Here is a 26448-nt window from a genome sequence, read left to right as displayed (position 1 = left end):
CGCTCGCATCAAGGTAACCACAGGTTTCTTGGCTGGTCGCGGCGCAGACGCATGGGTATGCTGGGGCCGTTACGCGCCTGCGTTCAGTGGCGCATTGCATTTAAGGAGTTGCTGTGGAGTTTTTCATCGAATACGCCGGTTTCCTGGCCAAGACCGTGACGTTGGTGATCGCCATCCTGGTGGTGCTGGCCAGTTTTGCTGCGTTGCGCAGCAAGGGGCGGCGCAAGTCGGCCGGCCAGTTGCAGGTGAGCAAGCTCAACGATTTCTACAAGGGGCTGCGCGAGCGCCTGGAACAGACGTTGCTCGACAAGGATCAGCTCAAGGCCTTGCGCAAGGCCGAAGGCAAGGCTGAAAAGGCCGGGAAGAAGCACAAGGACAAGTCGGCGGCCAAGCCGCGGGTGTTCGTGTTGGATTTCGACGGTGACATCAAGGCTTCGGCCACCGAGAGCCTGCGTCATGAAATCACCGCGCTGCTGACCCTGGCGACGCCGAAGGATGAAGTGGTGCTGCGCCTGGAAAGTGGCGGCGGCATGGTCCACAGCTACGGCCTGGCTTCTTCGCAACTGGCGCGGATCCGCCAGGCCGGCGTGCCGCTGACCGTGTGCATCGACAAGGTGGCGGCCAGCGGCGGCTACATGATGGCGTGCATCGGCGAGAAGATCATCAGCGCTCCCTTCGCGGTCCTGGGCTCCATCGGCGTCGTCGCGCAATTGCCCAACGTCAACCGCCTGTTGAAGAAACACGACATCGATTTCGAAGTGTTGACCGCTGGCGAATACAAACGCACGTTGACGGTGTTCGGCGAAAATACCGAGAAGGGCCGGGAGAAATTCCAGGAAGACCTGGACATCACCCATGAACTGTTCAAGAACTTCGTGTCCAGCTACCGCCCGCAACTGGCTATCGATGAAGTGGCGACCGGTGAAGTCTGGCTGGGTGTCGCGGCGCAGGGCAAGGGCTTGGTGGACGAGCTGAAAACCAGCGATGAATACCTGGCCGAGCGGGCCAAGAGTGCCGAGCTGTACCACCTGCACTACGCCGAACGCAAAAGCCTGCAGGAACGCATCGGTATGGCGGCCAGCGGATCTGTTGATCGGGTGCTGCTGAGTTGGTGGAGCCGCCTTACCCAGCAGCGTTTCTGGTAATTCGGGAGCGGGTTCACCGCTAACCCCTGTGGGAGCGAGCCTGCTCGCGATAGCGGCGACACATTCAACATAGATGCAAGCTGGCCCACCGCTATCGCGAGCAGGCTCCCACAGTGGTTCTGAGGTGGGCTGAAGCTCCGAGTCACCGCCATCCCTTTGTGGGAGCGAGGTGGGTTCAAGTCATCGGAAACAAAAAAGCCCTGAACCGGTACAACCCGGGTCAGGGCTTTTTCATGTCTCAGGTGTCAGCGACGACGGAACAGCGGCAGCGGCTCGTCAGTGGCGGCCTGGTAGGTCACCGAAAAATCCTTGAGGCTTTCGAGGGCTTCGTAAGGGTCTTTGTCAGCGCGCAAGGCAAAGGCGTCGAAGCCGCAGCGGCGCATGTAGAACAGCTGGTCGCGCAGGACGTCGCCAATTGCCCGCAATTCACCCTTGAAACCATAACGGTCACGCAGCAGGCGGGCGTTGGAGTAGCTGCGCCCGTCGGTGAAGGCCGGGAAGTTCAGGGCGATGACCTGCAACTGGTTGGCATCCTCGCCAATTTCCTCGGCTTCCTCGTCGGCGTCCAGCCACACGCCCAGGCCGCCGTCGCGGGCCTTGAGGGCGTGGGCATGATCGCGCCACAGGGCCAGGGGCACGATCAGGTCGTCACAATTGGAGATGCCATCGAGGGTCGCGTCCTTGGGCAGCAGGTGCCAGGTTTCGTCGATGACCTCGTTGTTCTTAATGATTCGCTGCATAGACGCGTTCCTTGAAGAGGTCGATGCCAATACGTTGGTAGGTGTCGATGAAACGCTCGTCTTCGGTACGTTGTTCGATGTACACGTCGATCAGCTTCTCGATCACGTCAGGCATGTCTTCCTGGGCAAACGACGGGCCGAGGATCTTGCCCAGGCTGGCGTCGCGGCTACCGCTACCGCCCAGGGAGACCTGGTAGAACTCTTCGCCTTTCTTGTCCACGCCCAGGATGCCGATGTGGCCGACGTGGTGGTGACCACAGGCGTTCATGCAGCCGGAAATGTTCAGGTCCAGCTCGCCGATGTCGAACAGGTAGTCCAGGTCGTCGAAGCGACGCTGGATCGATTCGGCGATAGGGATCGATTTGGCGTTGGCCAGCGAGCAGAAGTCACCGCCAGGGCAGCAGATGATATCAGTCAGCAGGCCGATGTTCGGCGTAGCGAAACCTTGCTCGCGCAGCTCGCCCCACAGGGTGAACAACTGGCTCTGTTCAACGTCCGCCAGGATGATGTTCTGCTCGTGGGAGGTGCGCAGTTGCCCGAAACTATAGCGCTCGGCCAGGTCGGCCACGGCGTCCAGTTGCTTGTCGGTGATATCGCCCGGCGCGACGCCGGTCGGTTTCAGCGACAGCGTCACGGCAACGTAGCCCGGCTTCTTGTGGGCCAGGGTGTTGCGGGTACGCCAGCGGGCGAAGCCGGGATGTTCTTTGTCGAGGGCTGCCAGTTCCGCGTCCTGGTTGCCCAGCGCTTTGTACTGCGGGTCGACGAAATGCTTGGCGACGCGATGCACTTCGGCTTCGGTCAGGGTGGTCTGGCCGCCACGCAGGTGAGCCATCTCGGCTTCGACCTTCTCGGCGAACACTTCAGGCGTCAGGGCCTTGACCAGGATCTTGATCCGCGCCTTGTATTTGTTGTCGCGACGGCCGTAGCGGTTGTACACCCGCAGGATGGCGTCGAGATAGCTCAGCAGGTCCTGCCACGGCAAGAACTCGTTGATGAACGCGCCGACCACCGGCGTACGCCCCAGGCCGCCGCCCACCAGCACACGGAAACCCAGCTCACCGGCCGCGTTGTAGACCGTCTCCAGGCCGATGTCGTGGACTTCGATGGCCGCACGGTCCGAGCTCGAGCCGTTGATGGCGATCTTGAACTTGCGCGGCAGGTAGGCGAATTCCGGGTGGAACGTGGTCCACTGGCGGACGATCTCGCACCACGGGCGCGGATCGATCAGTTCATCGGCGGCGACACCGGCGAACTGGTCAGTGGTGACGTTGCGCAGGCAGTTGCCGCTAGTCTGGATTGCGTGCATCTGCACGGTCGCCAGCTCGGCCAGGATTTGCGGCACGTCTTCCAGGGCAGGCCAGTTGTACTGGACGTTCTGCCGGGTACTGATGTGGGCATAGCCCTTGTCGTAGTCGCGGGCGATTTGCGCCAGCTTGCGCACCTGACGCGAGGTCAGTTGGCCATAAGGCACGGCCACCCGCAGCATCGGGGCGAAGCGCTGGATATACAGGCCATTCTGCAAGCGCAGAGGGCGGAATTCTTCTTCGCTCAGCTCGCCTGCCAGATAGCGTCGGGTCTGATCACGGAACTGCTTGACGCGGTCCTCGATGATCCGCTGATCGTACTCGTCATATACGTACATATAAGTCTCGGTCTCAGGCTTGGGCCGATCAGAAACAGCTGCATGTTGGCTCGCTGGAATCGGGTTCTGCCTCGGCAATTCTGCGCGCACGGCCGCGCACTCCTAGAGGAGCCGGTGCACGATACCTGTTTTGAGTTATGCGCAAAAGTGATGTTTGAGTATATGTAAAGAACCAAATCGACTAATGAGATTGATTATTGCCTAACCCACATTTGTCGTGCGGGCAATCATCGTCTTAACTGTGGACGAGTCCCTATGCAATCACCTACAAAACCGACAAGAGGCGATGCAATGAGCAATCCGACCAAAGCAAGGAAAAGCGACAGTACCGTTGATGCCTGGGCCATTCTGTTCCTGATTATCCTGGTGGTGGGCACCGCAGTGTTCTGGGTCAGTCATCAATAAGTTCGAGTCGTTGCAGGCTACATGAAGGTCTCGCGTGCATGTGCCCGTTCGCCACCCGGGTCGTTATACTGGGTGGCGTATTGTTTGGGGCGGGCGGGATGTCGAAGTTTATCTGCAGGCTACTGGGGCTGTTATGCCTGTCATTCTGGGCGCACGCCCAAGCCGCCAATGCGGCGTCTTCTTCGATCGAGGCTGTGGCTGCCAGGCCGGCGGCTCCTTCAGTCGTATTCCTTAACCCGGGGCATTCCACCGAAACCTTCTGGGTCAGCTATACCGAATTCATGCAAGCGGCGGCCAGCGGACTGGGCTTGCGGCTGCGTGTGGAATATGCCGAACGCGACCCCCAGCTCATGATTCGCCAGGCGCGCGAGGTTATTACGGCGCAAGACCGTCCGGATTATCTGGTGCTGGTCAACGAACAGTATGTCGCCCCGCGAATCCTGCAATTGGCGCAGGGCAGTGGGGTCAAGCTGTTTCTGGTGAACAACACGTTGACCAGCGATCAGAGTCGCCTGTTGGCGGAGGGCGGTACCCTGCCTGCCGAGTTGCTCGGCAGCCTGGTGCCCAACGATGAGCGCAGCGGCTACCTGATGCTCAAGGAGCTGTTGCGTCAGTACGGGCCGCTGGCGCCTGGGCAGACCCTCGACTTGCTGGCATTTTCCGGGAAGAAACTCACCCCTTCGGCGCAACTGCGCGAGAAAGGCTTGCAGCGGGCGCTGGCCGAGCACCCGCAAGTGCATCTGCGCCAGTTGGTCTATGGCGAGTGGAATCGCGAGCGGGCTTATGAGCAGGCGAGCCAGTTGGTCAAGCGTTATCCACAGACCGCGCTGGTCTGGTCGGCCAACGATGAAATGGCCCTGGGCGCCATGCAGGCATTCGAGGAGGCCGGTCGCCAGCCAGGCAAGGACGTGTTGTTCAGCGCGATGAACAGCTCCAGGGCGGCGCTCCAGGCTCGTATCGACGGGCGCTTGAGCGTCCTGTTCACCGGGCATTTCAGCCTGGGCGGCTGGGCCATGGTCATGCTCCATGATCATGCCCAGGGCGTCGATCTCGCGCGTCATGGCGGCTACAACCAGCAGCTCGACCTGATGCAATCGCTCGATCCGGCCCGCGCCCGCGCGTGGCTGAACATGAATCCTGCCAAGGACTACCGCCTGGACTTCAAGCGCTTCAGCCTGGTGTCCCACCCGGATGGCGAGCGCTATGCCTTTTCGCTCGATGCGCTGGGGCGGCGCTAGAGCGGCTCAGATCGAGGCTGGCGAGACGGGGAATATGACTGTTTCGGTTCGAAAGAGAGATCTGGTTCCATACTGTGCAGATACGTTCTATACGCCCGCAAAGTACAACACCAGATTGACGATCCCATACAACGTCAACCCGAAAATCACCGTAAACAGGATGCCGAGGATGATGAAGTGGCTCGGCTTGCCATGGGTGAAGTCGCGGGCGCGGTTTTTCCCGCTTTGCACGCCAAAGGCCGCAGCTCCCACGCTGTGCAGCATTTGCCAGAGGGTGGGCGCCTTATTTTCGGTCGGTTCGTCCATGATGCTCTCCATACACAAGGTCGTATGTGGAGAGCATAGTCAATTGCTGCGGACTTAGTTGTCGTAACCCAGGTTCGGTGCCAGCCAGCGTTCGGTCACGCTCAGGTCCTGACCCTTGCGTGCGGTGTAGCTCTGGACCTGGTCCTTGTCGATCTTGCCCACGGCAAAGTACTGCGCCTGGGGATGGGCGAAATACCAGCCGCTGACCGCTGCCGCCGGGAACATGGCGTAGTGTTCGGTGAGGAATACGCCGCTGCGTCCGGCCTTCAGTTCGCTGGCCTCGGGGTCGAGCAGGCGGAACAGGGTAGCTTTCTCGGTGTGATCCGGGCAGGCCGGGTAGCCGGGGGCAGGGCGGATGCCGGTGTACTGCTCCTTGATCAGCGCCTCGTTGTCCAGGCTCTCGTCCTGGGCATAACCCCAGTGCTCCTTGCGCACCTGTTGGTGCAGCCATTCGGCACAGGCTTCGGCCAGGCGGTCGGCCAGGGCCTTGACCATGATCGAGTTGTAGTCGTCGCCGGCTTCCTGGTAGGCCTTGGCGACTTCTTCGGCGCCGATGCCGGCGGTGGTGATGAAACCGCCGACGTAGTCGGTCACGCCGCTGTCTTTGGGGGCAACGAAGTCAGCCAGGGAGAAGTTCGGCTTGCCGTCGGTCTTGATGATCTGTTGGCGCAGGTGATGCAGGCGCGCCAGTGGCTTGCCATCGTCGCCGTAGACTTCCAGGTCATCGTCATGCACCTGGTTGGCCGGCCAGAAGCCGAACACCGCACGGGCGCTGATGAGCTTCTCGTCGATCAGCTTGCGCAGCATCGCCCGGGCGTCGGCGTACAGCGCGGTGGCCGCTTCGCCGACCACTTCGTCGGTGAGGATGCGCGGGTATTTGCCGGCCAGGTCCCAGGAAATGAAGAACGGCGTCCAGTCGATGTATTCGGCCAGGACGTTCAGGTCAATGTTGTCCAGCATCTTGGCGCCGGTAAAGGTCGGCTTGACCGGCTGGTAGCTGCTCCAGTCGAACTGCGGCTTCTTGGCCACGGCGGCGGGGTAGCTCAGGCGTTCGGTGCGGGCGCTGCGGTTGGCCGTGCGTTCGCGCACGTCCATGTAGTCCAGGCGGGTCTTCTCGACGAATGCCGGCTTGAGTTCCTTGGACAGCAATTGGGTCGCCACGCCCACGGCGCGGGAGGCGTCGGTGACGTAGATCACTGCGTCGTTGCTGTACTTGGGCTCGATTTTCACCGCCGTGTGGGCCTTGGACGTCGTCGCGCCGCCGATCATCAAGGGCAGGTGGAAGTCCTGGCGCTGCATCTCCCGCGCCACATGCACCATCTCATCCAGGGACGGGGTGATCAGGCCGGACAGGCCGATGATGTCGCACTTCTGCTCCTTGGCTACCTGCAGGATCTTCTCCGCCGGAACCATCACGCCCAGGTCGACGATGTCATAGCCGTTGCAACCGAGCACCACGCCGACGATGTTCTTGCCGATGTCATGGACGTCGCCCTTGACCGTGGCCATGAGGATCTTGCCCTTGGCCTCCGGCTTATCGCCTTTTTCCGCCTCGATGAACGGGATCAGGTGGGCCACGGCCTGCTTCATCACCCGGGCGGACTTGACCACCTGGGGCAGGAACATTTTGCCGGCGCCAAACAGGTCGCCGACGATGTTCATGCCGGCCATCAGCGGGCCTTCGATGACCTCGATCGGCCGGGCGAAAGACAGTCGCGATTCCTCGGTATCTTCAACGATGTGGGTGGTGATGCCCTTGACCAGCGCATGTTCCAGGCGCTTGTTCACCTCCCAGCCGCGCCACTCCTCGGTTTCCGCTTCCTTGACGCTGCCGTCACCCTTGTACTTGTCGGCGATGGCGAGCAGGGCGTCGGTGCCTTCGGGGGTACGGTTGAGGATCACGTCTTCCACGGCGTCGCGCAACTCCACCGGGATCTGGTCGTAGATCTCCAGTTGGCCGGCGTTGACGATGCCCATGGTCAGGCCCGCGCGGATCGCATAGAGCAGGAACACCGAGTGGATCGCCTCGCGCACCGGATTGTTGCCGCGGAACGAGAACGACACATTGGACACGCCACCGGAGGTCAGCGCGTAGGGCAGCTCATCGCGGATGTAGGCGCAGGCGTTGATGAAGTCCACGGCATAGTTGTTGTGCTCTTCGATACCGGTGGCGACGGCGAAGATGTTCGGGTCGAAGATGATGTCTTCCGGCGGGAAGCCGACTTCGTTGACCAGGATGTCGTAGGAGCGCTTGCAGATTTCCTTCTTGCGTGCCTCGGTATCGGCCTGGCCGGCTTCGTCGAAGGCCATCACCACCACGGCGGCGCCGTAGCGCTTGCACAGCTTGGCGTGATGGATGAACTGCTCGACGCCTTCCTTCATGCTGATGGAGTTGACGATGCCCTTGCCCTGGATGCACTTGAGGCCGGCCTCGATCACTTCCCATTTCGACGAGTCGATCATGATCGGCACGCGGGAAATGTCCGGTTCGCCGGCAATCAGATTGAGGAAGGTCACCATGGCCTTCTTCGAATCGAGCATGCCCTCGTCCATGTTGATGTCGATCACCTGGGCGCCGGCCTCGACCTGTTGCAGGGCCACTTCCAGGGCTTCGGTGTAGTTGTCCTCGCGAATCAGCCGGGCGAACTTGGCGGAACCGGTGATGTTGGTCCGCTCGCCGACGTTGACGAACAGCGAACTGCGATCGATGGTGAACGGTTCCAGGCCCGACAGGCGGCAGGCCCGGGGGATCTCCGGAATCTGTCGCGGTGCATAGCCGGCCACGGCCTTGGCGATGGCTTCGATGTGCGCCGGGGTGGTGCCGCAGCAGCCGCCGACGATGTTCAGGAAACCGCTTTGGGCGAATTCCTCGATGACTTTGGCGGTCTGGGCGGGTAACTCATCGTATTCACCGAACTCATTGGGCAGGCCGGCGTTCGGGTGGGCCGAGACATGGGTGCTGGCCTTGTTCGACAGCTCTTCGAGGTACGGGCGCAATTCGCTGGCGCCCAGGGCGCAGTTCAAGCCCACGGAGATTGGCTTGGCGTGGGCCACGGAGTTCCAGAACGCTTCGGTGGTCTGCCCGGAGAGGGTGCGGCCGGAGGCGTCGGTGATGGTGCCGGAGATCATGATCGGCAACTCAACGCCCAACTCTTCGTAGACCCCTTGTACGGCGAAAATCGCCGCCTTGGCGTTCAGTGTGTCGAAAATGGTTTCGATCAGGATCAGGTCGGCGCCGCCTTCGATCAGGCCCTTGGTGGCCTCGGTGTAGTTCTCCACCAGTTCGTCGAAGGTCACGTTGCGGTAGCCGGGGTTGTTCACGTCCGGCGACAGCGAGCAGGTGCGGCTGGTCGGGCCGAGCACGCCGGCGACGAAGCGCGGTTTGTCCGGGGTTTCCAGGGTCTTGGCGTCGGCCACCTTGCGGGCCAGGCGCGCGCCTTCCAGGTTCAGCTCGTAGGCCAGGCCCTGCATGCCGTAGTCGGCCTGGGACACCTGGGTGGCGTTGAAGGTGTTGGTTTCCAGGATGTCGGCGCCGGCATCCAGGTAGGCTTTTTCGATGGCGCCGATCACGTCGGGACGGCTGAGCACCAGCAAATCGTTGTTGCCCTTGACGTCGCTCGGCCAGTCGGCAAAACGCTTGCCGCGATAGTCCTGTTCTTCCAGCTTGTAGCTCTGGATCATCGTGCCCATGCCGCCGTCGAGGATCAGGATGCGTTCCTTGAGGGCTTGCTGGAGAAGATAAAGGCGAGCGCTGCGATCGGACATAGGACTACCTGGAAAAAAAGACCATTACGAAGGCCGGGATGATAGCAAACCTGTGCAGGATTTGATCATGATGGGGTTTTGCATGAATATCGCTCATGTTTGCAAGGCGATGCTGGCCCGGTAGAATCGCCGGACTATCTCTTAGGGACCCGAGACATGCCGTACCGCGTCTTATTCGGCAGTCTGTTGCTGCTGTTGTCTATTGCCGCAGCCGCCGGGAGTCCCGCTCCCGCGATCTCCTACACACGCGACATCCAGCCGATCTTCACGGAAAAATGCGTGGCCTGCCATGCCTGCTACGATTCCGCCTGCCAGTTGAACCTGGGCAGCGGCGAAGGCGCGGCACGGGGGGCGAGCAAGCTGTCGGTGTATGACGGCGAGCGCCGTCAGGCTGCCGATCCGACCCGTTTGTTCTATGACGCCTCCGGGCAGCGCGCCTGGCAGCGCAAGGGCTTCTATTCGGTGCTCGACGCCCAAGGCAGCCAGGCGGCCCTGATGGCACGCATGCTGGAGTTGGGCCACCGCACGCCGCTGCAGCCCAACGCCAAGCTGCCGGAAGACATCGTGCTGGGCCTCAATCGGGAAAACAGCTGTGCGCTGCCGGATCAATTCGACGAATACGCAGGCGCCCATCCCAGGGAAGGCATGCCCTTGGCCGTCACCGGCCTGACCGACCAGCAATACCAGACCCTGCAGCGCTGGCTGGCCGCCGGCGCTCCCATCGATCAGCAGGCCCTGGCCCCGAGCGCCGCCGAAGCCTTGCAAGTGGTGCAATGGGAAAACCTGCTCAACGCCCCGGGTGCCCGGGAGAGCCTGGTGGGCCGTTGGCTGTTCGAGCACTGGTTTCTGGCGCATATCTATTTCAAGGACGGCGAACCGGGGCATTTCTTTCAATGGGTGCGTTCGCGCACGCCCACCGGCCAGCCCATCGACCTGATCAACACCCGCCGTCCGAACGACGATCCCGGCACCCGCATCTATTACCGGCTCTGGCCGGTGCAAGGGGTGATCGTGCACAAGACCCACATCACCTATGGCTTGAGCGCGGCGAAGATGGCGCGGATCAAGAGCCTGTTCTACAGCGGCAAATGGCAGGTCAGCGCCTTGCCGGGCTATGGGCCGGAGCGCCGGGCCAATCCGTTTTCCACGTTTGAAGCGATTCCGGCGCAGGCCCGCTACCAGTTCATGCTCGATAACGCCGAGTATTTCGTGCGCACCTTCATTCGCGGACCGGTGTGCCGGGGACAGATCGCCACGGACGTAATCCGTGACAATTTCTGGGCGCTGTTCCAGGCTCCCGAACACGACCTGTACATCACCGACCCGAACTACCGCGGCCAGGCCACGCCGTTGCTGGCGATGCCGGGGCAGAACGATGACGTGGGCAGCGTCCTCAGCCTCTGGCTCGACTACCGGGACAAACGCAACGAGTACGAAGCCTTGCGCCGCGACAATTACGCCGAGCTTCCGGCGCCGAGCTGGTCGACGCTATGGGCTGGCAATGACAATGCGCTGTTGAGCATTTTCCGGCATTTCGACAGTGCTTCGGTCACCAAGGGGTTGATCGGGGAGGTGCCGCAGACGATGTGGCTGTTCGATTTCCCGTTGCTGGAGCGTACCTATTACCAGTTGGCAGTGAATTTCGATGTGTTCGGCAACGTCTCCCACCAGGCCCAGACCCGCTTGTATTTCGACCTGATCCGCAACGGCGCGGAGCAGAATTTCCTGCGCCTGATGCCGGCCGACTCCCGGGAAGGCTATCTCGACGACTGGTATCAGGCCGGCGGCAAGTTCAAGATGTGGCTCGATTATGAGTCCATCGACGACGACAAGCCGACCGCCCTCAAGCTCGACGAACGCGACCCCAAGCGCGATTTCGCCCGGCAACTGCTGGCCCGTTATGGCGACCTGAATGCGCGGCCCGATCCGATCAACCGTTGCGACGGCGCCTACTGCTCGCGGCCGAACATCGATCCGACGTTGCAAAACGCCGAGCAGGCCCTCAGTCGGCTGGTGTCGCGCCCGGCGGCGGGGCTCAAGGTGATCGACCAACTGCCGGAAGCGACCCTGCTGCGCATCGAAACCGCCAGCGGCCATCGTGAGGTCTACAGCCTGCTGCGCAACCGTGCCCACAGCAACGTGGCGTTCCTGCTGGGCGAGGAGGCACGCTACCAGCCGGGTCTGGACACGCTGACGGTCTATCCGGGCGTGCTCAGCAGCTACCCGAATTTCATCTTCAACATCCCCGCCGGGCAAGTGCCGACGTTCGTCGATGCCATGGAAAACGCCCAGGATGCGCCGGCGTTCGAGCGGATTGTCGAGCGCTGGGGCATTCGCCGCAGCCACCCGCAGTTCTGGTACTACTTCCATGACCTGAACCAGTACATCCAGGAGACGGAGCCGGTGGAAAGCGGCGTGCTGGACATGAATCGCTACCAGAACCTCTGATCGGGAGGCCCGGCGACGGAACCCGTCGCCGCTGGCTGCTTTCCCGACAAAAATACTGGGACTTTGTCCGGCGCGTCGATTGGCGTAAACTGCGGGCAAGCCTGCGAGGAGTTCCCATGACCGCTATTACGATTACCGATGCCGCCCACGATTACCTGGCCGACCTGCTGTCCAAGCAGAACACCCCGGGTATCGGGATCCGCATCTTCATCACCCAGCCCGGCACCCAGTACGCTGAGACGTGCATTGCCTACTGCAAGCCGGGGGAAGAGAAAGCCGAAGACACCGCGCTGGGGCTCAAGAGCTTCACCGCGTACATCGACTCGTTCAGCGAAGCGTTCCTGGACGATGCGGTGGTCGATTACGCCACCGACCGCATGGGCGGCCAGTTGACCATCAAGGCGCCGAACGCCAAGGTGCCGATGGTCAATGCCGACAGCCCGGTCAACGAGCGCATCAATTACTACCTGCAAACCGAAATCAACCCGGGGCTGGCCAGCCACGGCGGCCAGGTTTCGCTGATCGACGTGGTGGAAGACGGCATCGCCGTGCTCCAGTTCGGCGGCGGCTGCCAGGGCTGCGGCCAGGCTGACGTGACCTTGAAGGAAGGCATCGAGCGCACCTTGCTCGAGCGCATTCCAGAGCTCAAGGGCGTGCGCGACGTGACCGACCATACGCAGAAAGAAAACGCCTACTACTGATAGGTGTTCGCTGCGGATATAAAAAACGGTGCCCGTGAGCACCGTTTTTTTATGGGCGCAGATCCGACCGCCGCCAATCCCTGTGGGAGCGAGCTTGCTCGCGAAGGCGTCGGCACATTCAACATCGCTGCTGGCTGATCCACCGCTATCGCGAGCAAGCTCGCTCCCACAGGGGATCCCGGTTGGCTCTTGCTGATCGAGTCAGGGCCTGTAGAGATGCGCATGTCCGGCGCGGTACAGCGACGATTCGCTGAACACCTCATTACCCAGCACGCGCCCCACCAGAATCAGCGCCGTACGGCGAAAACCCTTGGCCTGAACCTTCTCGGCGATATCGGCCAGCGTCCCCAGCACCCAATCCTGATCCGGCCAAGTGGCCCGGTGAATCACCGCGATTGGACAATCGGCGCCGTAGTGGGGCAGCAGTTCACTGACGATCTTTTCCAGATGATTGACCCCCAGGTGAATCGCCATGGTCGCCCCGTGCTGCGCCAGGCTGCTGAGTTCTTCCCCAGCAGGCATCGGGCTTTTGTCTGCGTAGCGGGTGAGGATCAGGCTTTGGGAGATGTCCGGCAAGGTCAGTTCGGCGCCCAGCAGGGCGGCGCAGGCTGAGGTCGCGGTGACGCCAGGGATGATCTCGAAAGGGATGTCCAGTTCCCGCAGGCAACGAATCTGCTCACCGATGGCGCCGTACAGGCTCGGATCGCCGGAATGCACCCGGGCCACGTCCTGGCCCTTGAGATGGGCGCTCTTGATCAATTCGATGATCTGTTCCAGGTGCAGCTCGGCGCTGTTGATCACCTGTTCTGCACAATGACCTTCGAGCACGGCCGTCGGCACCAGGGAGCCGGCGTAGATGATCACCGCGCAGTTGCGGATCAGTCGTTGGCCTTTGACTGTGATGAGGTCCGGGTCGCCGGGGCCGGCGCCGATGAAGTAAACGGTCATGACCGGCTCCTGTAGAAGGTGGGTGAGCGTTGCCCAGATGAAAATCGCTCATGATCCTGGGGGCGGATTATCGGGATTTACTCCACAACCGCCAATGCCAACGTGCTCTTGGGGCCTTTTTGGCGAGCGATCAGCAGCGTTGCGGACGTGGCGCCCAATTGGTCGGCCAGGGCCAGGGCGGCGCTTTCAGCGATGCCGTAGCAACCGGTCCGCTCGAAGGCGATCTCCGAGCGGTGACTGAGTCGCCCCTGGTAACCGGCCAACTGCTCGGCGCTGAAGCACGTCAGTGGCAGTGCCAGTTGCCCGGCCAGTTCCAGTAGGCCCGGTTCGTCACGCTTGAGGTCGATACTCGCCAGGGCCTGCACTTGATCAAGTGCGATGCCGTGGGCCAGCAACGCCTCATCGAGCAAGGCCCGCAGCGTACTGGCCGGGCAGCCGCGCTGGCAGCCCAGGCCGATCACCAGGATCGGCGCGGTGGTCATGCGTCGTGGTGGGCTTGGCTATCGCGGCGAAACAGCCAGGCGCTGATCAGGCCCAGGGCCAGCCAGAACGCGACGTTGGTCAACTGCGAGGCAATCTTGAACTGGCTCTCAAGCGCTTCGGGCGCCAGCATCGAGTGGACTTCGGGCTGCGGCGCACCAATGACGTGGGGCACCAGCAACGTCGCCACCCCCAGCACCTTGAGCAGCCAATGCCGACCGAAGGCGACCAAGGCAATGCCCACCGCCGTGGACGCCGCGGTGCCGATCCACCACATCTGCCGCTTGGCCAAATCGGCCGCCGCCGTACCAGGCAGTTCCGGCGGCAGGCCGAGGGTCGGCGCGAGGACAAAGGTGGCATAACCGGCCAGGCCCCAGAGCAGGCCCTGGGAGGTGCGAGTCGGGGCGCGCAAGGTGTACAGGCCCGCCAGCATCAGGGCAAAACCCACCGCGACCACCAGGTTGCCGCCGGTGGTGGACAGCACGCGCTGCCAGCCATCTTCCGGTTCCCAGGCCTCGGCATCATGGGTGTGAGCCACGCCGTCGGCGTGTTCATGGACCTCGGTCGCCGGGGCCTTCTCGAAGGTTTCCGCCTGGAGAATCAGCGGCGATACCCAGAAACTTTGCAGCAGGGTCAGCAGCAGGGCGGCCAGCAAGCCGCTGAAACCGGCGGTCTGCGCGATACGCTTGATCATGTCGTCGGTTCTCAATGGCACGGGAAGGCGGCGCTGTGGCGGGTGTCGTGGGCCGCGTTGTGCACCGCTTCGATGTGGGAGAAACCGGCGAAATAGACCAGGCCGGCACCCAGGATCGAGGCGAAGATCGCAGCGCTCAGGCGTTGGCTCAGGGTGGTGGTGCTGCTGGCGGTGCGGGCGGTGCTGCTGATAGTCGACATGGCGCTTCCCTCTGTTCTTGTTCAGTGGGTGATACGAGCGCAATGAAACCCCGGGCGAAAGCCCGCCAAGGTTCGAACAGCGCCCGCCCACCGCGGGTTTGTTGATGCATGAGTCATGGGCCGGTCTCCGGGCTTGCGAGGGGCCGGGCTTGTGCCTGGCCTGCAAGCGTCACCTTCCCATGTCGAAAGACACAGTGGTTCAGACGCTTCGCTCGCTTACCGTTGCGGGGGCAGCACCGGACTGACGTGGCTTTGAAGTAAAGCACACGATTCACCGGTTTCCCGTTTCACCCTGTGAAGGGCACCCAAAACTAGGCGCACAGGAGAGCATGGGCGGGGGCGGGGCGTCAATTGGCAGGGGTTTCCAGATTGACATCGAGTTGAACCCATCGCGAGCAGGCTCGCTCCCACAATGAATCGCGTCGGACACAACAGTTATGTTCAACAAAGATCAACTGTGGGAGCGAGCCTGCTCGCGATGACGGCAGCCCATGCACCGCAGAACGCTCTGGAGATTGACCCGCCCCCCACACCCTGCGTAGCCTTGCGCCTTCGAGGTTCTTCGGCCTGTGCCGAAGCTAAGAAGGGAACGCGGTCCAAGCCGCGGCTGCCCCCGCAACTGTGAACGGTGCTGTTTCTGCAAGGCCACTGTGCATGCCCATTACAACAGGCGCACGGGAAGGCGCAGCAATCGCCAGTCAATGACTGGCCCGCCGTCAGCCAGGAGACCTGCCTCGACACAGATTCTCACTACAACCGGGCGGGGTGATCCGGTGGCGAAATCTTCCGCGCGTGCCTTGCCTGCGGTTGTCGTCCCGTTTGCCCGCCACTTTGCCAAGGGGCATCGGATGAAAACACTGGCCAAACTTCCCGTCACCATCGTCACCGGTTTCCTCGGCTCGGGCAAAACCACCTTGCTGCGGCACATGCTCGACAACGCCCAGGGCCGCCGCATCGCTGTGATCGTCAACGAGTTCGGCGAGCTGGGCATCGACGGCGAGATCCTCAAGCAGTGCTCCATCGGTTGCACCGAAGAAGAAGCCAACGGCCGCGTTTACGAACTGGCCAACGGCTGCCTGTGCTGCACCGTGCAGGAAGAGTTCTTCCCGGTGATGCGCGAACTTGTGGCCCGGCGCGGCGATCTCGACCACATCCTCATCGAAACCTCCGGCCTGGCCCTGCCCAAGCCGTTGGTCCAGGCCTTTCAATGGCCGGAAATCCGCAGCGCTTGCACCGTCGATGCGGTAATCACGGTGGTCGACAGCCCGGCCGTGGCCGCTGGTACCTTCGCTGCCTTCCCTGACCAGGTCGATGCCCAGCGCAAACTCGATCCGAACCTGGACCACGAATCACCGTTGCACGAGCTGTTCGCCGATCAACTGGCCAGCGCCGACCTGGTGATCCTCAACAAAGCCGACCTGATCAGTCCGGAAGACCTGGCCAAAGTCCGCCTGGAAGTGGCCGAAGAGCTGCCGCCGGCGGTCAAGGTCATCGAAGCCAGCAGCGGTCGCCTGCCGCTGGACGTGCTGATCGGCCTGGGCGCCGGTTCCGAAGAGCACATCGACGGCCGCCACAGCCATCACGACCATCACCACGATGGTGACGATGACGACCATGATCATGACGCCTTCGATTCCATTTCCATCGAGTTGCCCCAGGCCGACGAAAGCCTGTTGCTGGACGCGCTGACGCAACTGGTGGTCCAGCACGGCGTGCTGCGGGTCAAGGGTTTCGCGGCGATCCCGAACAAGCCGATGCGCTTGCTGATCCAAGGCGTTGGTACGCGGTTCGACAAGCATTTCGACCGCCAGTGGGGCGCCGACGAAGCGCGGGTCACCCGGCTGGTGCTGATCGGCCAGGCGCTCGATGCCGCGCTGCTTGAAGCGCAGTTGCGCGCCGCCCTCAGCGCCTAAGCCATGCACCTGCTCAGGACCCAGCCCGGCGGCTTTGTATCGGACGACAACATTGCCGACCTGGGGCAAACCCCCGCTGAACTGGTGATCCTGTGCAGCGGCGACTCCAGCCTGGCGCTGCTGGCCGAGGCGGCCAGGCAATTGCCGGACGATTACCCGGAGTTTCGTCTCGCCAACCCGATGCAGGTGCAGAACCACGCCTCGGTGGACCTGTACTTCGAGGATGTACTGCGCCACGCCAAGGTCATCCTGTTGTCGCTGCACGGCGGTATCGGCTATTGGCGCTACGGCATCGAGCGCCTGATGGAGCTGGCCGGGCGTGGGGTGAAGCTGATCCTGGTACCGGGGGACGATCGCCCGGACCCGGAACTCAGCGACCTGAGCAACGTGCCCATCGAGGATCGCGACCGGCTCTGGCAGTTCTTGCGCCAGGGCGGGTTGGGCAATGCCCTGGACCTGTTTCACAACCTGGGCAGCCTATGGTTCGGCCGCGATTATCCGTGGGGGGAACCGCAAACCCTGCCGCGCACGGCGATCTATCACCCCGCAAACACCAACGCCAGCCTCGGCGATTGGCAAGCCGACTGGCAGGCCGATCTACCGGTGGCGGCGGTGCTGTTCTATCGCTCCCACCTGCAAGCGGCTAACACCGCGTTCATCGACGTGTTCTGCCAGCGCCTGCAAGGGGCGGGGCTCAATCCGTTGCCGATTGCCGTGGCCAGCCTCAAGGAACCCGGTTGCCTCGCGCTGGTGGAAGATTGGCTGGATGAGGTCGAAGCCGGCGTGATTCTCAACACCACCGGTTTCGCCCAATCCAGCCCTGAAGCGCCGCACCTGCGGCCGTTTCGCCGCAACATCCCGGTGATCCAGGCGATCTGTGCCCAGGACAACGAACCCGGCTGGCGCGCCAGCGAACAGGGCCTGGGCCCGCGGGACCTGGCGATGCACATTGCCTTGCCGGAGTTGGACGGACGGATCATCAGCCGCCCCATCAGTTTCAAGGACCTGGCCTGGCGCAGCGAGCGCAGCCAGAGCGATGTGGTCTGTTACCGGGCCGTGCCCGAACGCATGGATTTTGTCGCCGAACTGGCCCGGCGCTGGACCACCCTGGCGCGCCTGCCCAACGCCGAAAAGCGCGTGGCGCTGATCCTTGCCAACTACCCGACCCGGGACGGGCGAATCGGCAACGGTGTCGGCCTGGATACCCCGGCGGCGGCGCTGAATATCCTGCGCGCCATGCAGGCCGAGGGTTATCCATTGCCGGGCGAACTGCCAACCAGCGGTACCGCGCTGATCCAGCAATTGCTCGGTGGCGTCAGCAACGACCTGGACAGCCTCGACTTGCGCCCGTGTCACCAGAGCCTGGCCCTCGACGCTTACCAGGCCCTGTTCGAGGCATTGCCCGAGGCCAACCGCCAGGCGGTGCTGGAGCGTTGGGGCTCGCCCGAGCAGGATCCGATGTTCCGCGACGGGCGCCTGATGGTCGCCGGTCTGCGCCTGGGCCTGACCTTCGTCGGCATCCAGCCGGCCCGGGGTTATCAGGTCGATCCAAGCGCGGTGTACCACGATCCTGACCTGGTGCCACCCCACGGTTACCTGGCGTTTTATTTCTGGTTGCGCCACACCTACGGCGTCCACGGGGTTATCCACGTCGGCAAGCACGGCAATCTCGAATGGCTGCCGGGCAAGGGCGTCGGGCTGTCGGAGAGTTGCTGGCCCGATGCATTGTTGGGACCGCTGCCGAATATCTATCCATTCATCGTCAACGACCCGGGTGAGGGCGCTCAGGCCAAGCGTCGTACTCAAGCGGTGATCATCGACCACTTGATGCCGCCGCTGACCCGCGCCGAAACCTACGGTCCATTGCGTAACCTTGAGCTGTTGGCCGACGAATACTACGAAGCGCAATTGCTCGATCCGCGCCGCGCCCGGGAACTGCAACGGGACATCCTGAACCTGGTGCGTGAGACGCACATCGACCGCGAGCTGCAACTCGATGCCGCGCTCGACAGCGATGCCGACGCAGCGATCTGGCTGCCGCGCCTGGACACCTATCTGTGTGATTTGAAGGAATCGCAGATCCGCGATGGCCTGCATATTTTTGGTGAGTCGCCCAGCGGTCGCCTGCGTATCGACACGCTGCTGGCGTTGCTGCGCATACCCCGTGGCGATGGCAAGGGCGCGCAGTCGAGCCTGCTGCGAGCGCTGGCCAAGGCGTTCGGGCTGGGTTTCGATCCGCTGGATTGTGCCTTGGCCGAGCCCTGGACTGGCGACTGTCCCGAGGCGTTGCGCCGGGTCAGCGCCGAGCCTTGGCGCACCGCTGGCGATACCCGAGAGCGCCTGGAGTTGTTCGCTGCGCAGTTGATCGAGCAGGCCCTGGATGGCGCGGTCGAACAATTGAATGTCTCGGGTTGGGAGGCGGTCAGCAGCATCATTGAAAACCTGCGATCCGTCGTGGCCCCACGCCTGGACGCCTGCGGCCCGGCGGAAATGCGCGGCTTGCTCGACGCCCTGGACGGGCGCTTCGTCCCGGCCGGCCCCAGCGGCGCGCCGAGTCGTGGCCGCCTGGATGTGTTGCCCACCGGGCGCAACTTCTTCTCCGTGGACGTGCGTAACCTGCCCACCACCACGGCGTGGCGTATCGGTTTCCAATCGGCGAACCTGATCCTTGAGCGGCACTTGCAGGATCATGGTGACCACTTGCGTCAGCTCGGCCTCTCGGTGTGGGGCACCGCCACCATGCGCACCGGCGGCGACGACATCGCCCAGGCCATGGCGCTGATGGGCGTGCGTCCGGTGTGGGCCACCGGCAGTCAGCGGGTCGATGATTTCGAGATTCTGCCGTTGAGCCTGTTGGACCGACCGCGGGTCGATGTGACGCTGCGGGTGTCAGGTTTTTTTCGTGACGCCTTCGCCAACCTGATCCGCCTGTTCGATGCGGCGGTGCAGGCTGTCGCCGCCCTCGATGAGCCGGACGACATGAACCCCTTGGCGGCCAAGGTGCGTGGCGAGCGCGAAGCCCTGCTGGCCTCGGGGCTCGAACCAGAGGTTGCGGCTCGCCAGGCCGGTTGGCGGATCTTCGGCGCCAAGCCTGGTGCCTATGGCGCGGGCGTGCAGGGCGCGATCGACGGGCGCTTGTGGCAGAGCCGCGAAGACCTGGCCGAGGTGTACCTGAACTGGGGCGGCTACGCCTACGGCACCAGCGATGAAGGCACTGTCGCCCGGGAGCAGTTCTCCCGGCGCTTGAGCCAGGTGCAGGCGGTGTTGCAGAACCAGGACAACCGCGAGCACGACCTGCTCGATTCCAACGATTACTACCAGTTCCAGGGAGGCATGCTGGCCGCGGTGGAGACCCTCAGTGGCGACGTGGCGGCCAGCTACCATGGCGATCACAGCCAGCCGGATTTGCCAAAGATCCGCACCCTGAAGGAAGAACTCAACCGCGTCATCCGCTCCCGCGCGGCGAATCCGAAGTGGATCGACGGCGTGAAGCGTCACGGCTATAAAGGTGCGTTCGAACTGGCGGCGACGGTGGACAACCTGTTCGCGTTCGACGCCACCACGCAATTGATCGACGATCACCAGTACGCCTTGCTGGCCGATGCCTACCTGCTCGACCCGGACACCCGGGATTTCGTCCGCCAGCACAACCCCGATGCCCTGCGGGACATGACCGAGCGCATGCTCGAAGCGCAGCAGCGGGGGATGTGGCAGGAGCCGGGCGAGTATCGCCAGGCGCTGGAGAGTTTGTTGTTGGACATAGAAGAAGAGAACTGACATGAGGATGACAGGCGCGCATTTGTGGCGAGGGAGCTTGCTCCCGCTCGGCTGCGCAGCAGTCGTCATTCTGAAACAGCACTGGGACCTCAGATTCTGGGGGCCGCTTCGCGCCCCAGCGGGAGCAAGCTCCCTCGCCACAGGGAACCTCGCACATTTCATGAGACATTCAATATGACCGACACCCCCCATTTCCCGCTCTCCGCTGTGGTCGGCGCCGATGACTTGAAGCTCGCCCTGTGCCTGGCCGCCATCGATCCGAAAATCGGTGGCGTGCTGATCGAAGGCCCGCGAGGCATGGCCAAGTCCACGTTGGCCCGAGGCCTGGCGGATCTGCTGGCCAGTGGTCAGTTCGTCACCTTGCCCCTCGGTGCCACTGAAGAGCGGCTGGTGGGGACCCTCGATCTGGACGCAGCTTTAGGAGAAGGGCGCGCGCAGTTCTCTCCCGGCGTGCTGGCCAAGGCCGACGGCGGCGTGTTGTACGTCGATGAAGTGAACCTGCTGCCCGATCACTTGGTGGATCTGCTGCTCGATGTGGCCGCCAGCGGCACCAACCTGATCGAACGCGACGGAATTTCCCACCGACACCCGGCGCGTTTTGTGTTGATCGGCACCATGAACCCGGAAGAGGGCGAACTGCGTCCGCAATTGCTCGACCGTTTCGGCCTGAACGTGGCTCTCGACGGTCACACCGCACCCGCCGAGCGCGGGCAGATCATTCGGCGCCGCTTGGATTTCGACAGTGATCCGGCGGGGTTCTGCGCGGAATGGGAGATGGCCCAGCAGCAGCTGCGCGAACGTTGCCAGCAGGCGCGCAACCGCTTGGCCGCGATTGCCCTGGATGACGCGGCGCTGGCGCAGATTACCGAGCGCTGCTTTGCCGCCGGGGTCGATGGCTTGCGCGCCGATCTGGTCTGGCTAAGGGCTGCCCGGGCCCATGCCGCTTGGCGTGGAGCGGATGTCATCGCCGCTGAAGACATCGATGCTGTCGCCGAGTTTGCCTTGCGTCACCGTCGACGCGGGCATTCGGCACCGACACCGTCCCAGGCGCCGCAAACACCTGTCAATGCAACGGCTCAGCCCAGCGAAGGCCAGGGCCAGTGGGGTGATTTGCCGGCCCAGGCATTGCCGACGGGTGCCCGGCGTGAAGTGCCGAGCTGGCCAAAAAAGCCCTAGGCATTCGCCCCCGTTCACCGGCGGGGGCGAATGCCAGACCCCGTGCCGGACGGCTCGACCAGGGGCGCCAGGGCCGGAGCAAAGCGACGACCAGTGGTGTGGTGAACTGGCCGGGCACGTTACTCAATGGCCGTCCACGCCTGCATGAAGACCTGCGTTTTCACGGTCGCCACCGCTCGGCCCATGAGCTGTGGCTGGTCATCGTCGATGCCTCGGCCTCGACCCGTCGGCATCGAGCCCTCAGCGATGGCAAAGGCTTGCTGGCGCAACTGTTCGACGACGCCTACCGACAACGCGCCCGCTTGGCCCTGCTGACGGCCAGCGGCACTGCGCCGAACTGGCGGGTGCAAGGGCTCAAGGCCTCCGCCGGCCTGCGCAACTGGCTCGATGGCCTGGGCGCCGGTGGCGGTACGCCGTTGCTGGCGGCGCTGAACGAGGCCGGGCGGTGGTTGACGGCGCGACGCAAGCGTTTCCCTGCGGAGCAGCAGCGGGTGTTGGTGATGACGGATGGGCGAGTGAAAGAAGGGCTGGCACTGCCATGCCTGGATTGCCCGTGCCTGTTGATCGACATCGAGCGCGGCCCGATTCGCCTGGGTCGGGCCCGGCAACTGGCGGGGCAGTTGGGGGCGGAGTATCGGCATATCGATGAAGGGCTATCTAGCTGAGATTTACGGTGTTGGATCGAGCCTCATCGCGAGCAGGCTCGCTCCCACATGGATTGTGTTTTGAACACATGACGACTTACCACCAATGGCCCCTTGTGGGAGCGAGCCTGCTCGCGATGAGCGTCACCTCGATCCCGGATCTGCCCCCTTAACCCGCATCACTGCACTATGCTCAGGCGGCCCCCTCACAGGAGTGAACCATGCGCGTACTCGTCACCAACGCCCAGGACGATTTTCGGGTCAAGGCCTATGCCGGCACCAACGGTGTGCTGCTCGCCATGGACCTGGCCGAACCCCGGCGCAAGGGCTTGCTGGGTTTTGCCATCGAGAAGCAGCAGGGCGACAAACCCTGGCTGTTCCTGTTCAACAGCCTGACCTTTCCTGACAAGGCCCACACCTTCCCCCAGTTCCACGCCACTCCCAGCGACAAGGCACCGTTGCAGAAATTTCGCTGGGCCGACTACGCCGTCAACCCCGGCGTGACGATCCACTACCGCGTGCACCTGGCCTACGGCAGCCCCGATGCACCGCAGTTGGGCGAGTCCCTGGAAGTCACGGTCACCAGTGACGACGGGCAGCCGGCCAATCAGCGGGTGATCTTCAATCGTGCCGTGGCCGCCAGCCAGGCGTTCCAGCGCAAGTTTCCTGAAGTGGACGCGCTGATCGGCGCCAACAAGCACCTGTCCATCGATGACTGGCCCGACGCGCCGCGTCGCTGGTTGGAAAATGGCTTACTGGGGCGCCTGACCGGTTTTATCGATCGGGCGCTGGATGCCAACTGGGCGCTGGATGTCGCCATCTATGAATACGAACTGCCGGTGATCGTCGACGCGGTGACCGCCGCTCACGCTCGCGGCGCCCAGGTGCGAGTGCTGTACCACGCCGAGCCGGGGGACGACACCACGGCGCGCAACGAAGCCAGCCTCGAGAAAATGCCAGCAGCCAACAAGCGCGGACGAGTCACCCATAACATTTTCCACAACAAGTTCATCGTGCTGAGCAAGGTGGAGGGCAGCGGTTCACGACAACCCGAAGCCGTGCTGTGCGGCAGCACCAACTTCACCGCCAACGGTGTCTACCGCCAGGCCAACGTGGTTCATGTGCTGGACGACCCTCGGGTGAGCAGCAGCTACCTTAAGGTATTCGAGCAAATCTGGGCCGCGCCCCAGGACGTCGATGCCACTCGCCAGTGGCTGACCCAAAACAATGCCATGGCCCCGCAAGAGGCGTTGTTCGCCGGGTTCTCGCCGCGCACCGGGGAGGGCGATCTGGATCGCTTCGTCGACATCATCAAAGGGGCGCGAAAGGACCTGTTGTTCGTCACTGCCTTTGTGTTGCCCGACCGCATTCTCGACGCCTTGCTCGGCGCACCCAATGACGACGTGTTGCGCTACGGGCTGCAAAACACCAAGAGCCGCATCACCGGCTTTCACGCCGACCGCACCGCCGAATTCGCCGCCACCGCGCTGCTCAACACCGGCCTGGAAGGTTGGCTCAAGGAAACCATGAAAGGCCAGAAGGGCAACCTGCTGGTGCACACCAAAGCCATCGTCACCGACTTCACTAGCGACACGCCGACCATCCTCAGCGGCAGCCATAACCTGAGCGCCGCGGCCAGCAGCGGCAACGACGAGAATTACCTGATCATTCAGGGCAATACCGACCTGGCCGACCGCTACGGGCTGGAGCTACTGCGTTTCTATGAGCATTACCGTTTTCGCTACTTCGCGAAAAAACTCGCCCTCAAGCAGGTCAAGCCGCTGGCGGTGGATGACAGCTGGAGCGATGACTATTACCGCGAGGGGGATCTGCGGATGCTGTCCAGGGTGAGGTTTTGCGGGCGTTAGGCGCGGTGGATGATGCGGTGCTAGCATAGAGCCATCTATCAGCCTGGAAGCTGCCATGAATCTCTGTCACGGACCGTCTGCTTTACTTCGCACCAGTGTTGCGGTTCTGTTGTTGGCCCTGTGTTCTTCGGCCATCGCCGGCAATCAACCGTGCTCGGGGCGCAAGGGCGGGATTGCCGGGTGTGACGGCGATACCTTTCTGTGCAACGACGGCTCCATCAGTGCTTCGAAGAGGTCCTGTTCCGCTGTGCTGGGGCTTCGGAACGAGGCCCGTCCGCAGTCGTTGCTCAAGTCCGCCGACGGTTGCCAATGCGGCAGCGGCAATTACTGCGTCGGCCCCCGCGGGGTGGGGTCTATTGCCTCACGCCTGGTGGCAGCAAGAGCTACAAGCGCAAATAGCCCAGGAACACCACTGAACCATTGTGGGAGCGAGCCTGCTCGCGATGGCGTCTGGTCAGTCAGCGGCATTATTGACTGATACACCGCTATCGCGAGCAGGCTCGCTCCCACAGGGTATGTATTTACAATTCCACAACGGCGCCGTTTCGGTGCGCCAGCCCCGGTTTGGGGCCTTGCTACCCGCACGCGGTGGCCAATGGTAGCAATCAAGCCTCGGCCTTCGGGCGTCGTTATTCCCTGCGTTTTCCCATCCCTCTGATTTCATTCGCTTTCCATTTCTTCCCCCCATGGGTATCAAACCTGTGGCACACTTTCTGCTGTCTATTCCGTTGTTACATACCATGTTCCGGTATAGCGGAATAAACTCACTCTGGAGTGCTTGCCATGCAACGCCGACCTTCCTTGTTCAAAGCGTGTGTTTTTCTCTTCGCGGCCACGACGGCCGCCGTGGGTGTCGCCCAGGCGGCCGACAGCAAGCTGGACAGCGTGCTGCAGCGCGGGAAATTGATCGTGGGCACGGGCAGTACCAATGCGCCGTGGCACTTCCAGGGAGCGGATGGCAAGTTGCAGGGCTTTGATATCGACATCGCACGGATGGTCGCCAAGGGCTTGTTCAATGACCCGGAAAAAGTCGAGTTCGTGGTGCAGTCTTCCGATGCGCGCATTCCCAACCTGCTGACCGACAAGGTCGACATGAGTTGCCAGTTCATCACCGTCACCGCCAGCCGTGCCCAGCAAGTGGCGTTTACCTTGCCGTACTACCGCGAAGGCGTGGGCCTGCTGCTGCCGGCCAACAGCAAGTACAAGGAAATCGAAGACCTCAAGGCCGCCGGCGACGGCGTCACCGTGGCGGTGCTGCAGAACGTCTACGCCGAAGAACTGGTGCATCAGGCGCTGCCCAAGGCCAAGGTCGACCAGTACGACAGCGTCGACCTGATGTATCAGGCGGTGAACTCCGGCCGTGCCGATGCCGCTGCCACCGACCAATCCTCGGTCAAGTACCTGATGGTGCAGAACCCTGGTCGCTATCGCAGCCCGGCCTACGCCTGGAGCCCGCAAACCTATGCTTGCGCGGTCAAGCGCGGCGACCAGGACTGGCTGAACTTCGTCAACACCACCTTGCATGAAGCCATGACCGGCGTGGAGTTCCCGACATACGCGGCGTCGTTCAAACAGTGGTTCGGCGTCGAGCTGCCATCGCCAGCGATCGGTTTCCCTGTCGAATTCAAATGACCCTGTGAGCCCGGGGCGCCACTTTCGGGCGCCCCGTTGAAGGTACTGTCGACCATGAATTATCAGTTGAACTTTGCCGCCGTCTGGCGCGATTTCGACACCTTGCTGGCGGGGCTCGGCCTGGGGCTGTCCCTGGCGCTGGTGTCGATCGCCATCGGTTGCGTGATCGGCCTGGCGATGGCGTTCGCGCTGCTGAGCAAGCATCGGCTGTTGCGGGTGCTGGCGTCGGTGTATGTCACGGTGATCCGCAATACGCCGATCCTGGTGCTGATCCTGTTGATCTACTTCGCCTTGCCGAGCCTGGGCATTCGCCTGGACAAGCTGCCGTCGTTCGTCATCACCCTGTCGCTGTACGCCGGTGCGTACCTGACCGAAGTGTTCCGTGGCGGGCTGCTGAGCATTCACAAGGGCCAGCGGGAAGCGGGGCTGGCCATCGGCCTGGGCGAGTGGCAGGTGAAGGCCTACGTCACCGTGCCGGTGATGCTGCGCAACGTGTTGCCAGCCTTGTCGAACAACTTCATCTCGCTGTTCAAGGACACCTCCCTGGCGGCGGCGATTGCCGTGCCGGAGCTGACCTATTACGCCCGCAAGATCAACGTGGAAAGTTACCGGGTGATCGAAACCTGGCTGGTGACCACAGCGCTGTATGTCGCGGCCTGTTACCTCATTGCCATGGTGCTGCGGTATTTCGAGCAGCGCCTGGCGATCCGCCGTTAGGAGTGTTCC

At 62.8% G+C, this 26448-nt stretch carries 19 protein-coding genes, 1 pseudogene and 2 riboswitches; of the genes and pseudogenes, 12 read left to right on the top strand and 8 right to left on the bottom strand.

The features are described 5' to 3' along the window. Positions 1 to 113: 113 nt before the first annotated feature. Positions 114 to 1145: a protease SohB gene (gene sohB, locus GN234_RS07415; RefSeq protein ID WP_134923730.1), complete on the top strand. Its 1032-nt coding sequence runs from the start codon at positions 114 to 116 to the stop codon at positions 1143 to 1145. Positions 1146 to 1390: 245 nt separating this feature from the next. On the opposite strand, the gene GN234_RS07410 is transcribed toward sohB, so the two are convergent. Continuing rightward, entirely contained in the window at positions 1391 to 1885 is a 495-nt protein-coding gene (locus GN234_RS07410; RefSeq protein WP_058543993.1) for a DUF934 domain-containing protein, read from the bottom strand. Continuing rightward, complete coding sequence (locus tag GN234_RS07405) at positions 1869 to 3527, bottom strand: nitrite/sulfite reductase (RefSeq protein ID WP_116831992.1); 1659 nt, start codon at positions 3525 to 3527, stop codon at positions 1869 to 1871. The genes GN234_RS07410 and GN234_RS07405 overlap by 17 nt, the downstream gene beginning before the upstream one ends. 503 nt (positions 3528 to 4030) lie before the next feature. Here GN234_RS07405 and GN234_RS07400 point away from each other — a divergent pair. Beyond that, on the top strand, positions 4031 to 5170 hold the full coding sequence (locus GN234_RS07400) for an ABC transporter substrate-binding protein (protein WP_163854460.1): 1140 nt from the start codon (positions 4031 to 4033) through the stop codon (positions 5168 to 5170). An 87-nt stretch (positions 5171 to 5257) separates the two neighbouring features. Here GN234_RS07400 and GN234_RS07395 read toward each other — a convergent pair whose 3' ends face one another. Together GN234_RS07395 and metH are read right to left on the bottom strand one after the other, a co-directional pair. After that, a complete protein-coding gene (locus GN234_RS07395; RefSeq protein WP_063322005.1) occupies positions 5258 to 5476 on the bottom strand; it encodes a DUF2970 domain-containing protein in 219 nt (72 codons plus the stop codon). A 54-nt stretch (positions 5477 to 5530) separates the two neighbouring features. Further along, positions 5531 to 9241 carry a methionine synthase gene (gene metH, locus GN234_RS07390; RefSeq protein ID WP_176688185.1) on the bottom strand — a complete coding sequence of 1237 codons (3711 nt, stop codon included), beginning with the start codon at positions 9239 to 9241 and terminating at the stop codon, positions 5531 to 5533. 156 nt (positions 9242 to 9397) lie between these two features. On the opposite strand from metH, the gene GN234_RS07385 reads away from it, so the two are divergent. Both GN234_RS07385 and nfuA read left to right on the top strand, forming a co-directional pair. Beyond that, complete coding sequence (locus GN234_RS07385) at positions 9398 to 11689, top strand: fatty acid cis/trans isomerase (protein ID WP_176688184.1); 2292 nt, start codon at positions 9398 to 9400, stop codon at positions 11687 to 11689. Between the two features lie 116 nt (positions 11690 to 11805). Continuing rightward, a complete protein-coding gene (nfuA, locus tag GN234_RS07380) occupies positions 11806 to 12390 on the top strand; it encodes a Fe-S biogenesis protein NfuA (protein WP_109751793.1) in 585 nt (194 codons plus the stop codon). 201 nt (positions 12391 to 12591) lie between these two features. On the opposite strand, the gene cobM is transcribed toward nfuA, so the two are convergent. From cobM to GN234_RS07360, 4 genes are all read right to left on the bottom strand, one after another. Beyond that, positions 12592 to 13338: a precorrin-4 C(11)-methyltransferase gene (gene cobM / locus GN234_RS07375; protein ID WP_176688183.1), complete on the bottom strand. Its 747-nt coding sequence runs from the start codon at positions 13336 to 13338 to the stop codon at positions 12592 to 12594. A 77-nt stretch (positions 13339 to 13415) separates the two neighbouring features. Continuing rightward, the gene (locus GN234_RS07370; RefSeq protein WP_176688182.1) at positions 13416 to 13820 is read right to left on the bottom strand and encodes a cobalamin biosynthesis protein; all 405 of its coding nucleotides are present in this window, start codon (positions 13818 to 13820) and stop codon (positions 13416 to 13418) included. Then, the gene (locus GN234_RS07365) at positions 13817 to 14512 is read right to left on the bottom strand and encodes a CbtA family protein (protein WP_176688181.1); all 696 of its coding nucleotides are present in this window, start codon (positions 14510 to 14512) and stop codon (positions 13817 to 13819) included. Before GN234_RS07365 ends, GN234_RS07370 begins: the two co-directional genes overlap by 4 nt. 11 nt (positions 14513 to 14523) lie before the next feature. After that, the gene (locus GN234_RS07360; RefSeq protein ID WP_025214547.1) at positions 14524 to 14712 is read right to left on the bottom strand and encodes a CbtB domain-containing protein; all 189 of its coding nucleotides are present in this window, start codon (positions 14710 to 14712) and stop codon (positions 14524 to 14526) included. A 101-nt stretch (positions 14713 to 14813) separates the two neighbouring features. After that, a riboswitch (cobalamin riboswitch) is annotated at positions 14814 to 15036 on the bottom strand. A gap of 214 nt (positions 15037 to 15250) precedes the next feature. Beyond that, positions 15251 to 15463: riboswitch (cobalamin riboswitch) on the top strand. Positions 15464 to 15560: 97 nt separating this feature from the next. Here GN234_RS07360 and cobW point away from each other — a divergent pair. The 8 genes and pseudogenes from cobW to GN234_RS07325 all read left to right on the top strand — a co-directional run bounded on the left by cobW (position 15561) and on the right by GN234_RS07325 (position 26439). Then, complete coding sequence (gene cobW / locus GN234_RS07355; RefSeq protein ID WP_109751797.1) at positions 15561 to 16625, top strand: cobalamin biosynthesis protein CobW; 1065 nt, start codon at positions 15561 to 15563, stop codon at positions 16623 to 16625. A 3-nt stretch (positions 16626 to 16628) separates the two neighbouring features. Then, on the top strand, positions 16629 to 20402 hold the full coding sequence (gene cobN / locus GN234_RS07350) for a cobaltochelatase subunit CobN (RefSeq protein ID WP_176688180.1): 3774 nt from the start codon (positions 16629 to 16631) through the stop codon (positions 20400 to 20402). A gap of 174 nt (positions 20403 to 20576) precedes the next feature. Next, the gene (locus GN234_RS07345) at positions 20577 to 21578 is read left to right on the top strand and encodes an ATP-binding protein (RefSeq protein WP_176688179.1); all 1002 of its coding nucleotides are present in this window, start codon (positions 20577 to 20579) and stop codon (positions 21576 to 21578) included. Positions 21579 to 21679: 101 nt separating this feature from the next. Next, entirely contained in the window at positions 21680 to 22243 is a 564-nt protein-coding gene (locus tag GN234_RS07340; RefSeq protein WP_176689564.1) for a vWA domain-containing protein, read from the top strand. A 200-nt stretch (positions 22244 to 22443) separates the two neighbouring features. Further along, the gene (locus GN234_RS07335) at positions 22444 to 24090 is read left to right on the top strand and encodes a phospholipase D-like domain-containing protein (protein WP_176688178.1); all 1647 of its coding nucleotides are present in this window, start codon (positions 22444 to 22446) and stop codon (positions 24088 to 24090) included. 55 nt (positions 24091 to 24145) lie between these two features. Beyond that, positions 24146 to 24489 (top strand): annotated as a pseudogene (locus GN234_RS30010) (YdcA family protein). 384 nt (positions 24490 to 24873) lie between these two features. Then, positions 24874 to 25722 carry a transporter substrate-binding domain-containing protein gene (locus GN234_RS07330; RefSeq protein WP_109751803.1) on the top strand — a complete coding sequence of 283 codons (849 nt, stop codon included), beginning with the start codon at positions 24874 to 24876 and terminating at the stop codon, positions 25720 to 25722. 54 nt (positions 25723 to 25776) lie between these two features. Next, positions 25777 to 26439 carry an amino acid ABC transporter permease gene (locus GN234_RS07325; protein ID WP_109751804.1) on the top strand — a complete coding sequence of 221 codons (663 nt, stop codon included), beginning with the start codon at positions 25777 to 25779 and terminating at the stop codon, positions 26437 to 26439. Positions 26440 to 26448 lie beyond the last annotated feature (9 nt).

This window comes from Pseudomonas bijieensis, assembly GCF_013347965.1.
In the GTDB taxonomy this organism is placed as follows: Bacteria; Pseudomonadota; Gammaproteobacteria; order Pseudomonadales; family Pseudomonadaceae; genus Aquipseudomonas; species Aquipseudomonas bijieensis.
Note: the sequence above shows the minus strand (reverse complement) of the source record. Positions and strands in the feature narration are given on the sequence as shown.